General features: G+C 69.7%; 13 protein-coding genes. 7 read left to right on the forward strand and 6 right to left on the reverse strand.

The window, feature by feature from the left end; all coding sequences use genetic code 11:
* Positions 1-45: 45 nt before the first annotated feature.
* From rsfS to PCA_RS10920, 6 genes are all read right to left on the reverse strand, one after another.
* Positions 46-432, reverse strand: coding sequence for a ribosome silencing factor (gene rsfS, locus PCA_RS10895; RefSeq protein ID WP_181302640.1), 387 nt, complete (start codon positions 430-432; stop codon positions 46-48).
* Positions 433-525: 93 nt separating this feature from the next.
* Positions 526-1,179: an HD domain-containing protein gene (locus PCA_RS10900; protein WP_181302641.1), complete on the reverse strand. Its 654-nt coding sequence runs from the start codon at positions 1,177-1,179 to the stop codon at positions 526-528.
* Positions 1,180-1,252: 73 nt separating this feature from the next.
* On the reverse strand, positions 1,253-2,335 hold the full coding sequence (locus tag PCA_RS10905) for a nitronate monooxygenase (RefSeq protein WP_181302642.1): 1,083 nt from the start codon (positions 2,333-2,335) through the stop codon (positions 1,253-1,255).
* Between the two features lie 101 nt (positions 2,336-2,436).
* Positions 2,437-2,745, reverse strand: coding sequence for a pentapeptide MXKDX repeat protein (locus tag PCA_RS10910; protein ID WP_181302643.1), 309 nt, complete (start codon positions 2,743-2,745; stop codon positions 2,437-2,439).
* Positions 2,746-2,827: 82 nt separating this feature from the next.
* The gene (locus PCA_RS10915) at positions 2,828-3,481 is read right to left on the reverse strand and encodes an NrsF family protein (RefSeq protein WP_181302649.1); all 654 of its coding nucleotides are present in this window, start codon (positions 3,479-3,481) and stop codon (positions 2,828-2,830) included.
* Positions 3,482-3,486: 5 nt separating this feature from the next.
* Positions 3,487-4,011, reverse strand: coding sequence for a sigma-70 family RNA polymerase sigma factor (locus tag PCA_RS10920; protein WP_181302650.1), 525 nt, complete (start codon positions 4,009-4,011; stop codon positions 3,487-3,489).
* Positions 4,012-4,271: 260 nt separating this feature from the next.
* On the opposite strand from PCA_RS10920, the gene PCA_RS10925 reads away from it, so the two are divergent.
* The 7 genes from PCA_RS10925 to PCA_RS10955 form a co-directional block, all read left to right on the forward strand.
* A complete protein-coding gene (locus PCA_RS10925; RefSeq protein WP_181302644.1) occupies positions 4,272-5,999 on the forward strand; it encodes a cytochrome c biogenesis protein CcdA in 1,728 nt (575 codons plus the stop codon).
* Positions 6,000-6,217: 218 nt separating this feature from the next.
* Positions 6,218-6,838 (forward strand): peptide-methionine (R)-S-oxide reductase MsrB, encoded by a 621-nt coding sequence (gene msrB / locus PCA_RS10930; RefSeq protein ID WP_181302645.1) that lies wholly within the window; start codon positions 6,218-6,220, stop codon positions 6,836-6,838.
* Positions 6,839-7,137: 299 nt separating this feature from the next.
* Positions 7,138-9,264 carry a TonB-dependent siderophore receptor gene (locus tag PCA_RS10935; protein WP_255436797.1) on the forward strand — a complete coding sequence of 709 codons (2,127 nt, stop codon included), beginning with the start codon at positions 7,138-7,140 and terminating at the stop codon, positions 9,262-9,264.
* A complete protein-coding gene (locus PCA_RS10940) occupies positions 9,261-9,599 on the forward strand; it encodes a hypothetical protein (protein WP_343204438.1) in 339 nt (112 codons plus the stop codon). The genes PCA_RS10935 and PCA_RS10940 overlap by 4 nt, the downstream gene beginning before the upstream one ends.
* Positions 9,599-9,862: a hypothetical protein gene (locus tag PCA_RS10945; RefSeq protein WP_181302646.1), complete on the forward strand. Its 264-nt coding sequence runs from the start codon at positions 9,599-9,601 to the stop codon at positions 9,860-9,862. Before PCA_RS10940 ends, PCA_RS10945 begins: the two co-directional genes overlap by 1 nt.
* A 13-nt stretch (positions 9,863-9,875) precedes the next feature.
* Positions 9,876-11,426, forward strand: coding sequence for a PepSY-associated TM helix domain-containing protein (locus tag PCA_RS10950; RefSeq protein ID WP_181302647.1), 1,551 nt, complete (start codon positions 9,876-9,878; stop codon positions 11,424-11,426).
* 405 nt (positions 11,427-11,831) lie between these two features.
* Positions 11,832-12,148: hypothetical protein (locus tag PCA_RS10955; RefSeq protein WP_219918734.1), on the forward strand; the 317-nt coding region annotated here is incomplete at its 3' end.

Below are 12,148 nucleotides of genomic sequence, written 5' to 3' on the forward strand. Positions count from 1 at the left end.
CACCCCAGCCCTCTCCCCGGAGGGGAGAGGGAGAAAGCCCGGTGCTCACCCCGCGCTCGCGACGCCGATGTCCTGCTCGCGGTCGCCTACCGTCCACAACCGTTCCAGCCCGTAGAACTCGCGGATGCGCGGCAGCATCACGTGGACGATCACGTCGCCCAGGTCCACCAGCACCCATTCGGCTTCCTGTTCGCCTTCCACGCCCAGCGGCATCACGCCCGCCTTCTTGGCGAACTTCACCACTTCGTCGGCGATGGATTTGACATGGCGCGCGGAGGTGCCGGAGGCGATGACCAGCAGATCGGCGATGGAGGTCTTGCCGCGTACGTCGATCTCGCGGACATCCTTGGCCTTCAGCTCTTCCAGCGCGGCGACGACGGTCTTGCGCAGTTCGGCCGTGGAGTCGGCCTTGGTCTTGCGGCTAGTGCTCAAGATGGGGGAGCCTCGGTGCGGAAATGCGCGCCCTGGCGGCGCGGCGGCAGTATAACGCCCGCCGTACGGGCACAGGTCAAGCCGGCGTGGCGCTCAGCCGACGGCACGCGCCAGTGCGCCCGGGGCGATGCCGCGTGGCGGCAGCGACTCCCCGGCCAGCCGGTACATGCGCGCCACGGCCGCCTCCAGCGCGACGGCCATGGGCAGGCCGCGGTGGCTGAACAGATCGGCCAGCAACTGGTAGTACATCAGCGTGCCGCCGCGGCCGCCGTTGAAACGGCCGAACACCGCCGCGCCCACGGCGGGATTCTCCAGGTCGCCGATGATGGCGCGCGCGTTGTGCAGCTTGTCGCAACCGGAAACCAGCAACACCTCGTCGGCGGCGCCGGCGAGGTGGGTGAGGTACCGCTGCTTGCGCACCAGCCAGTCGTGCCGCTTCGCGGCGGCGTCGGCGTGTGCGGCCTTGCCCTCGGCGGTGCCGTCGGTGCAACCCAGCACCATGGCGAGCACCCGCTCGCCGAAGCGCTGGCGGATCAGCGCCACCTGCGCCTCGCCGCAATCCTCCACCACGTCGTGCAGCAGTGCGGCGATGGCCTGGTCCTCGTCGCCGCCGTACTCCAGCACCAGGCTGGCGACGCCGAGCAGATGGTAGAGGTACGGAACCTCGGAGCCCTTGCGCCGCTGCGCACCGTGCGCAATGCGCGCGTGGTCCACGGCAGCGGTGAAGCGTTCGCCCAGCATGGTCATGGTGACACCCCCTGATTGAATGGATGACAGTGTCCCGCCCGGCGATCTCAGGGCTCGCGACACCGCGGGCGGCTCAGTGCTCCAGCCCCCGTCGCGCCAGCCGGTATTCGTGCATCAGCCGTGCCACCAGTTCGGCCGCGGGCTGCGGGCGGACCCGCGCGGCGGCCTGGCCGCACCATTCGGAAACGAGGTCGCCGCGACCCGCCGCCGCGGCCGCGCGCCTCAGCGGCGCCGTGAGCGCGTTCAGCATCGGATACGGCGGCAGTTCGTCCGCGACGTCTTCCATCGCTTCCACGTAGCGGTTGCGCAGGCCGCGCGCGGGGCGACCCGAGAAGCTGCGGATGGTGGTCACGGCGCGATCCTCCGCGGTCGCGAGGTCGCGCTTCCACGCCGCGGCCGCCGCGGATTCCGGACAGGCGAGGAAGGCGGTGCCGAGCTGGCTGGCCGCCGCGCCCAGCACTTCGGCGGCGAGCATGCCGGCGCCGTCCATGATGCCGCCCGCGGCGATCACCGGTACGGTCTTGTCGCTGGCGGCGACCGCGGCCACCGCCAGCGGGATCAGCGCGAACAAGCCGACCAGCGGCGGCTCCGTCGCGGGCAGGAAGCCGCCGCGGTGGCCGCCCGCCTCGGCGCCCTGCACGCACACCGCATCGGCGCCGCGTTCGGCCCAGGCTCGCGCTTCCGCCGCCGTGGTGGCGGTGCCGATCACGTAGATGTCGCGGTTTTTCAGTTCCTGCATCTGCGCGGGCGACAGCAGGTCGAACGCGAAACTGGCCACGGCGGGGCGCGCCTCGCACAGCGCGGCGAACTGCTCCGCGAAACGCGGCGCCCAGCGTGCCGGCAGGCTGGTGCGCGCCGTCAGCCCTTCGCGTTCCATCAGCGCATCGAGGCGCTCGCGGGCCCGCGCCACGGCGGCCATGTCGGGTGCCGCCTCGTCCGGCAGCACGAACAGGTTCAGCGCAAACGGCCGGGCGGTGAGCGCGCGTACCCGCGCCGCCTGGTCGAGGATGGCCTGCGGCTCGGCGTAGCCCACGCCCAGCGAGCCCAGTGCGCCGGCGTTCGCCACCGCGGCCACCAGCTCCGGAGTGGCGGCGCCGGCCATGGGCGCCTGGACCAGGGGAAGTTCGATACCGATCTGGCGGGCAAACGCGGACATGCGCAACATCCAACGCGGGGGGACGGCCATTATCGGCCTTCCGCGCCCTGGCGGCATGAAGCGCAGGTGGCAAACGGACGACAGCGCTCCGCCGCGGGCGCTCAGTGGCTGCTGTCCGTCGCGTCGCCGGCGTCCCGCTTCATCTTCATCGCGGCGTCATTCTTCTTCATCTTCATTTTCATTTTGTCGTCGTGCTTCATGGTCCCGGACTTCACCGCGCCCTGCTTCATCTGCATGGCGTCTTTGTGCATGGCGCCTTTCATCGCGTTCCCGGACGGCACGGTATCGTGCGGCATCGCCGAACTGGAGCTGGCGGCCATGGCGTGTTGCGCGTGGACGGGCGCGAAGGCGAAGGCGCCGACGGCGGCGGCAAGCGCGAGGGCGAGGGCGGCAAGCGTGCGTGCGTTCATGGGCTGATCCTTGAAGGGAAAAGGGCGGGAAGCGATGCGTCGCTCCCCACCCTTGCTTCGCCCCGTCCATGCGGGCGGTTACTCAATGCCTCGAGAGCAGCCTTCCGCCCATCGCCGCGTTCGCTCCCACCACGATCAGCACCGCCAGCGCATGGGTGAGCAGGTCGGTGGCGGCGGCATCGTAGGGGTGGCAGATCTCCAGCAGGCTGGCCGAGGCGGCCGCGCTGGCCAGGCCGACCAGCACCGCGGTGAGTACCGGGCGCAACGGACAGGCGCGGCGCAGCAGCCATACCAGCACGCCAGACAAGGGGATCGAGAAGCCGATGATGAAGACGAGGCAGTCGGCGGACTGGTGCAGCGTGGCGATGCTGGTATCCGGCACCAGCCAGGTGCGCAGGCAGCCCAGGCCGCTGGCGGCGATCCACAGCAGCGCCGGCGGCAGCGGCAGCCAGGCCCAGGCGCGCGAACGCCCCGGCACGGCCAGCGTGAACGCGGCCCAGGCCGCGGCGATCGCGGTCAACACCGCGCCGATCGCTGCCCATGCAAGATCGGGCGCACCGGTCCAGCGGCGCAGCATGGGCGCATCGCCGAAATGCGCGAACAGCAGCACCGCGACCACAGCCACCAGCGCCAGCCAGCCCAGCATGCGCAGCCATGGCGGCCGCAGCCGGCGCACCGGCACCAGCTCGGCGCCGAGCGCGTCGATCAGGGTTTCGTGGCGACGGGTGTCGGACATAGCGCTCACGGCTCTCCATGCAGGCGACCGCGCAAGGCCTTCAATGCGCGGTGCAGGTTCACTTTCAGCGCGCCGGCGTTGCGGCCGGTCTGCGCGGATGCCTCGGCCAGCGACTGCTCGCGCAGGCCCAGTTGCTCCACCGCCTCGCGCTGGCCGGGCGGCAACTGCGCGATGGCTTCGCGCAGGCGCCGGGCCTGCTGGCGGCGTTCGGCATCCGCGCTGGCGTCGTCGCGGTCGGGATGCTGTTCCAGCGCAAGCTCGTCGTGCAGTTCGCGGCGCTCGTGGCGGCCGTGGCTGCGCAGCGAGTCGATCGCGCGGCGCCCGGCGATCGCGCTCAGCCACGCGTCGTAGGAACGCGTCGGATCGTAGGTATGGCGCACCCGGTGGATGGTGATCAGGGTTTCCTGCACCACGTCGTCCAGCGCATCCGTACTCACGCCATGGCGGCGCGCCACCGCGCGGACCAGCGCCACCGAATCGGCCAGCACGCGTTCGTAGGCGCGGCGGTCGCCCGCCTGCGCGGCAGCCATCCAGGCGGCGCGCTGCCGGTCGGCCTGTTCGCTGGCGCTGGCGCGTTCGACGGACACTGCGGTGCGACGATCCCTACGCGGAGGAAGACCGCCATCTAGTACCACGCTGCCATCGGCGGTCAAGAGCCCTCCACTGCGGGTCGTGCTTTCATGCCTGCGATTCGCCGCAACCACCGCGCCGGTTACCTCGCGACAGGGAGGTAACCGCCGCCGCCCCGGGGGCGAATCCCCAGCAAGCCTCCACCTCGGAAGAAAACCGCATGCTTCTGCTCGTCCTTGCCTACCTCGGCGGCGCGTTCACCATCCTCAGCCCCTGCATCCTGCCGGTGCTGCCCTTCGTGTTCGCCCGCGCCGACCGCCCGTTCCTGAAGAGCGGCCTGCCGATGCTGCTCGGCATGGCCGCCACCTTCGCCCTGGTCGCCACGCTGGCGGCGGTGGGCGGCGGCTGGGCGGTGCACGCAAACCAGTACGGCCGCGCCCTGGCGCTGGTGGTGCTGGCCCTGCTCGGCCTCACTCTCCTTTCCACGCACGTCGCGGAATGGCTCACGCGGCCATTCGTGGCGCTGGGCAACCGGCTGTCGCAGCGTGCCGATGGCGAAGGCGGATCGGTCTGGGGTTCGGTGGGCCTGGGCATCGCCACCGGCCTGCTGTGGGCGCCGTGCGCGGGGCCGATCCTCGGCCTGCTGCTGACCGGCGCCGCGCTCAAGGGCGCCAGCGTGACGACCACCCTGCTGCTGCTCACCTATGCGCTGGGCGCGGCCACCTCGCTGGCGCTGGCGCTGGCGGTGGGCGGCAAGGTGTTCGGGCTGATGAAGCGCTCGCTGGGCGCGGGCGAGTGGGTGCGCCGCGCGCTGGGCGCGCTGGTGCTGGCCGGCGTGGCCGCGATCGCGCTGGGCCTGGACACCGGCCTGCTCACCCGCGTTTCGCTGGCCGGCACCAACGGCCTCGAACAGAAGCTGATCGACGCCGTGCGGCCGATGCCCGCCGCAAACGCCGCACCCGCACGGCAACCCGGCGCAGCGCTGCCGGTGGAAGGCACGCTGCCCTCGCTGGCCGGCGCCACCGGCTGGCTCAACAGCGCGCCGCTGACGCCGGCCGCGCTGCGCGGCAAGGTGGTGCTGGTGGATTTCTGGACCTATTCCTGCATCAACTGCCTGCGCTCGCTGCCCTACATCGACGCCTGGTACGACAAGTACAAGGACCACGGCCTGGTGGTGATCGGCGTGCACTCGCCCGAGTTCGCGTTCGAGAAGAATCCGGACAACGTGGCCGCGGCGGTGAAGCGGCTGGACGTGCGCTACCCGGTCGCGCTGGATTCCGACTACGCGATCTGGAAAGGCTTCAACAACGAATACTGGCCCGCGGATTACTTCATCGACGCGCAAGGCCGCATCCGCCACCACTACTTCGGGGAAGGCGGCTACACCGAGGGCGAGGACGCGATCCGCGAACTGCTCGCCGAGGCCGGTTACAAGAACCTGCCCGGCGGCTACGTGCAGCCCGGCGCGAAAGGCGCCCAGGCCGCCAGCTCGGGCGACTACGACCGCTCGCCGGAAACCTACGTGGGCTACGCGCGCGCCGACAATTTCGCCAGCGGGCAAGTCGCGCACGACGACGCGTTCGACTACCGCACCCCCGCGCAACTCGCCACCCACCAGTGGGGTCTCGCCGGCCGCTGGACCGTGCACGCGCAGGACGCCACGCTCGATGCGGCGAACGGCAGCATCAGCTACCGCTTCCGCGGCCGCGACCTGCACCTGGTGCTCGGCCCGGGCAGCGATGGCAAGCCGGTGCGCTTCCGCATCACGCTGGACGGCCACGCGCCCGGCGCCGACCACGGCATGGACACCGACGCGGAAGGCAACGGCACCATCACGGCGCAGCGCCTGTACCAGCTGGTGCGCCAGGCCCACGGGAATGGCGAGCGCACGTTCACCATCACCTTCCTCGATCCGGGCGTGCGGGCGTATGCGTTCACGTTCGGGTGAGCAAAGGGTTCCTCGCGACTGGCTGGGACCTCAGGCGCGAAAGCACCCCACCCCAGCCCTCCCCTGCGGGCAGGGGAGGGGGTTGTCGGGAGCACGCTATCGAAGGGAGTCGTCGGGAGCGCGCTATCGAAGGGAGTTGTCGGGAACACGCTGTCGAAGGGAGTTGTCGCGAACATGCTGTCGAGTGAGTTGGCGCTGGCACGTTATCGGAGGTTGTCATGTCCCGCATCGATGAAATCCTCGCGATGGATCGCCGGCGCTTCCTGCGTGCCGCGCTGGGCGGCGGCGCCCTGCTCGCGGTGGGCGGCAGCTTCGCGCTGCCGCGGCTGCTGGCCGCGGGCGCCGCAGGCGGCGCACCTTCGCTGGTCCATACCGAACCTGGCGACGTGCTGCTGGAATGCTTCGCCGACGATGGCCGCGACCTCGGCGCCTGCCATGTGCAACGGCTGGTGCTCAGCGACGCGCAATGGCGCGCGCGCCTGTCGTCGCTGGCGTTCGAGGTGATGCGCCGCGACGGCACCGAGCGCGCCTTCAGCGGAGCGCACGAACGACCCGCGCAACCCGGCATCTTCCGCTGCGCCGGCTGCGCCACCGCGCTCTACGACGCCGCCACCGAATTCGACTCCGGCACCGGCTGGCCCAGCTTCTGGCGCCCCATCGCGAAGCGCAACGTGATCCAGACTCGCGATAACCAGTTCGGCATGGAACGCATCGCGATCAGCTGCGCCGGCTGCAACAGCCATCTCGGCCATGTGTTCAGTGATGGGCCGCCGCCGACGGGCCTGCGCTATTGCATGAACTCGGTGGCGTTGCGGTTCGTGGCGCGCACCGCCAGCTGACGGCGATCGAGCGCGGCGCACGGGCAACCGCGGTCCGCCAACTCCTGCCGATCCTCGATGCCTTCCTTTCCGGGAAGGCATCGCTGTCTGCGCCTCGCGCCCGTGCAAAGAATCCCCTTTCGCCGCGGCGATGCCCCGGCGTGGTTGTCATGCGCACGGCCCTTCAATAGAATGAGAATAATTCTCATAAGCATCATTAACCGCTAGCCGGATCTCCACCCCGGGCACCTCCCCGTGGCGCGAGTCGGGTCACGCCACGCGGGGAAATGCTGCCCTTCCATCATTCATCAGGGGGTTCGATGTCCAGTTTCCGCATGCGCCGCTTGCCTCTCGCCATGCTCGCCGCACTACCGTTGTCCGGCAGCCTGGTCCCACCGGCGTTCGGCCAGTCCGCGCCGGCCGACGCCACGGCCAGAACCACCAGCCTGCAAGGCGTGCAGGTCAACGCGAAGATTCCCAGGGACAGCGATTCCGCGACCAAGACGGACACGCCCATCGTCGCCATTCCCCAGTCGGTTTCGGTGATCACCGACGAGCAGATGGCACGCCGCGGCGTGCAGGGCATCGAGGAGGCGGTGTGGTACACCGCCGGCGCGCAGGGCGGCGGCTACGGGCCGGATTCGCGCAGCGCCTGGCTGCTGGTGCGCGGCTTCACGCCCGCGCGCTACCTGGACGGCCTCGCCCTGCCGGAGGGCACCGGCACCGGCATCACCCGCATCGAGCCCTACGGACTGGAGCGGCTGGAAGTCATCAAGGGGCCGTCCTCGGTGCTGTACGGCGCGATGCCTCCCGGCGGCATGCTCAACATGATCAGCAAACGCCCCACCGAGCAGCCGCTGCATGAAGTGGAAGTGCAGGTCGGAAGCTTCGACCTGCGCCAGGGCCAGTTCGACTTCGGCGGACCGCTCGACGACAGCGGCACCCTGCTCTACCGCCTCACCGGGCTGGCGCGGCACAGCGACACCATGACCGACCACATCCAGGACGACCGTTACTACCTGGCCCCTGCGCTGACCTGGAAACCGTCCGGCAACACCTCGCTCACCGTGCTGGCGCGCTTCCAGAAAGGCGACACCGCCTCCGGCGCCGGTTTCCTGCCCGCGGCAGGCACGCTGCTGTACAACCCCAACGGCAAGATCCCGCGCAACCGCTTCACCGGCGAGCCCGGCCAGAACGACTACGACAAGACGCTGGCCTCGGTGGGCTACACGTTCCGCCACGACTTCGCCAACGGCATCAGCTTCAGCCAGAACCTGCGCTACGGCCACTCCAACGTGGACAGCCGCGGCGCGAACGTCGGCACGTTCGGCCTGCTCGCCGACGACCGCACCCTGGTGCGCTACGCGTTCCCGAACGAGAACCACACCCACACCTTCGGCGTGGACAACAACCTGCTGTACGACTTCAGCACCGGTGCGCTGCAGCACACCGTGCTGGTGGGCCTGGACTACCGCCGCTCGCGCGACGACTACGCCTCGGCCTTCGATTTCAACGCACCCACGCTGGATGTCTTCGACCCGGTCTACGGCAGCCCGGTGGCGGTGCCCGCGTACACCACCCACACCGTGCAGGTGCAGAAGCAGCTGGGCGTGTATGCGCAGGACCAGATCAAGATCGGCCGCTGGGGCATCACCGTGGGCGGCCGCCAGGACCACGTGGACACCGACACCGACCAGCTGATCGGCGGCACGCACGCGCACCAGCGCGATCGCGCATTCTCCGGCCGCGTCGGCATCAACTACCTGTTCGACAGCGGCTTCGCGCCCTACGTGTCGTGGTCGCACTCGTTCCAGCCCACGGTGGGCACCAGCTACGCCGGCACGGCCTTCCGTCCCACCACGGGCAACCAGGTCGAGGCCGGCCTCAAGTACCAGCCGGCCGACGGCAACGGCCTGCTCACCGTATCCACCTACCGGATCACCCAGAACGATTCCCTCACCGTCGATCCCAACCACACCCTGTACTCCGTGCAGCAGGGCCAGACGCGGCTGCGCGGCGTGGAACTGGAAGGCCGCTGGAACTTCGGCAGCAACCTCAGCGTGTACGGCGACTACACCTACAGCGACTCGAAGGTGATCCGCACAAACGATCTGCCCTCGCTCGGCAGGCAGATTGCGCTGCTGCCGAAGCAGCAGGCCTCGCTCGGTGCCGACTACACCATCGTCTCCGGCCCGCTCGCCGGCCTGGGTTTCGGCGGCGGCGTGCGCTACGTGGGCACGCACTACGGCGACAGCTACAACCTGTGGAAGACGCCGTCCTACACCCTGGTCGATGCGGCCGTGCATTACGACGTGTCGGGCTGGCGCCTGCAGCTCAACGCCAGCAACCTGTTCGACCGCGACTACGTCTCGGTCTGCAACAGCGCGGCGTGGTGCTACTACGGCTACGAGCGCAGCGTGACCGCCAGCGCGCGATACCGCTGGTGAGCAGCGTGCATGCGCTGCAGGACGGCTACGGCATGTTCGGCACCGGGACGTTGCTGATAGTTCTGGCGTGCGTGGCGACCGCGCTGTCGGCCGCCTTGCTGTACGCGGCGTCGCCGCATTGGGCGTGGCGCACCGCGCGCAGGCGGCGTGGCGCACTGGCATCGGGCCTCGCCCTGGCCGTGCTTGCGCTGGTCGGCTGGGTCGCCACGCTGGGCGCGGGTGCGGGCAGCTGCGCCATGCTGGCAGGCTGGATGCTGGCCCTGGCGGCACAGCCGTGGCTGGCGCTGCTGGCCTGCCGCCGCGACGCCGAAGCCGCGTTGGCGGACGGCGACTGATGTGGGCGCGCGCCAGCGCCGGCGTGGTTCCCGGCTTCTTCCTCTCGGCCGCGCTGACCGGCCTGGTCGGCTGGCTGCTGCCGGGACCGTGGCAGTCCGTCCTCGTGCCCTGCGTGCTGGCCTTCTTCCCGGTCTGGATCGGCGTGGTCTGCGCCAGCCTGCAGTTCGCCAGCGGCAAGCAGGCATGGCTGTGGCTGAGTGCGCTGGCGCTTGCGGGACTCGGCCTGTTGCGCGCACTGCAGATGTTGCAGTGGCTGCGTTGAGGAAACACGCTCGATGAAGCTGAAGCCCGCCACCTTGCGCGTGTTCACCTCGCTCCACTCCTGGGCTGGCCTGCTGGCGGGCCTCGCGTTGTTCGTGGCGCTCTATGCCGGCGCGATCACCGTGTTCCAGCAGCCGGTGCAGCAATGGGCATCGCAGCAGGTCGCCGGCACCGGCTCGCCGGACGACATGCAGACGCTGCTCGACGAGGTGCTGGCGCGGCACCCCGAGGCACGCGAGCACCTCGGCATGACCTTCCCCGGCTACCTGCTGCCCGGCCCCGTCGCCTACTGGCCCGATCGCCGCGGCGTATGGCAGTACGCCACGCTGGACGACCCGGACGGCAGCCCCGCGCGACCCGGCGCGCCGCTGGCCGAACTGATCAACGAACTGCACTATTCGCTGGGGCTGCCCGTGGGCGGCACCTACCTGATGGGCGTGGTCAGCCTGCTGTACGGCATCGCCCTGGTCAGCGGGCTGCTCATCCACCTGCCACGGCTGGCGAAGGATCTGTTCGCGCTGCGGCCCGGGCGCAACCTCAAGCGCTTCTGGCAGGACGCGCACAACACCATCGGCGTGCTGAGCCTGCCGTTCCACGCAATGTTCGCGGTGACCGGCGCGATGCTGTGCCTGTCCATTCCCTTGATGATGGCGATCGGCCCGCTGGCCTACGAGGGCAAGCTGCTCGCCGCTTCGGGGCCGGCGATGAACACCGCGCCGACGATACAGCGGACAGGCATCGCCGCCACGCTGGCGCCGGTATCGGGCTGGGTCGCGCAAGCGCAAGCCATAGCGCACAACCGCGGCATCGATGACTTCGCGCCGCAATACCTCAAGCTCGCCCATGCCGGCGACCGCCACGCCACCGTGGAGATCACCGGCGACGCACCACGCACGATGGCCACCGGCACGCTGGCGCTCGATGCCCACAGCAACGCATTGCTCGCCGATCAGTTGCAGGGCACGCGCGACGCGAACCACGCCACCCTGGCCTGGATCTACGCGCTGCATTTCGGCGACTACGGCCATGCCATCGTGCGCTGGCTGTACTTCCTGCTCGGCCTGGGCGGCGCCTTCCTGTTCTACTCCGGCAACCTGTTGTGGATCGAATCGCGAAGACGCCGGCGCCAGACGGCGCAGGGCCGTTCATCGCTGGTGATGGCGCGCGCCACCGTGGGCGTATGCATCGGCGTCTGTGTGGCGGTCTCGTCCGCCGCCGTGGCGGCGCAACTACTGCCGACGCTGGGCTGGAACGTGGAAACCGGCGAACGCTGGACCTGCTTCGCCAGCTGGGCGCTGTGCGTGCTCTGGGCCAGCCTGCGCAAGCCGGCGCGGGCGGCGCGCGAACTCCTGTGGGTGGCGGCACTGGTCACCGCGCTGGTGCCTCTTGCACACGGTTTCGCCACGGGCGCGTGGTTCTGGCGCAGCGCATTGGCTGGCCACGTTGGCGTGGCTTCCATTGATATCGGAGCGTTGGCGATGGCGGCGGCCTTTGTCGCGTTGGCGCGCGCTACCGCGCGGCGTGCGCGGGCGGGTGAGCCCAATAGTGTCTGGGCGGAGACATGAGCGCAGCCGACGTCTCGGCGTGGATCGCATCGACGCCGACTGTGTCGATGCGTTGACGCACGGATCGGCGCCGATGGTTCACGGGTCGGTGCCGACGGTTTTCGAACAACCAGAGCGGTTTCGAGCGCCCTGTGGGCGCCCGAGTCGCTTTCTCCCGCGTGCCCGAGAGAAAGCAACCAAAGAGAGGGGCACCCCGATGGCGCGCCCTCCGGGCATCCTGCCTTCCGGGTGCGCGGGCGGGTTACGGGGTTTTTCGACAGCACATCCTGTGCTGGCGAAAAACTGGCCGGCATCCCTGCCGGCCATCCTGCGGACTTTCCTCCACCCGCCCGCCGCGCCACAGGGGCCCCGGTAAAGCAGCGCGCTCCCGGCGCGCAGATGCAACACCAAGGCACCGTCAGGGCCATGAAGGTCTGGTCAATCGACTGCCTGCACGTCATTCCTGCGGCCTGCTCGTCATTCCTGTGGCCTGCTCGTCATTCCTGTGGCCTGCTCGTCATTCCTGCGAAAGCAGGAGGCGCTTCACAACAGCGAAGCTGGTCATCCAGTGCCTTTGTGTTCCGAAGCTTGCAGGCACTGGATCCCTGCTTTCGCAGGGATGACGAGCAAAATCAAAAGCGAAGCGCGGCGATCTCGCGGCGCTTCGCTGTTGCTGTTGCTGTTGCTGTTGCTGTTGCTGTTGCTGTTGCTGTTGCTGTTGCTGTTGCTGTTGCTGTTGCTGT

This window comes from Rhodanobacter sp. PCA2, from assembly GCF_013620825.1.
GTDB lineage: Bacteria > Pseudomonadota > Gammaproteobacteria > Xanthomonadales > Rhodanobacteraceae > Rhodanobacter_A.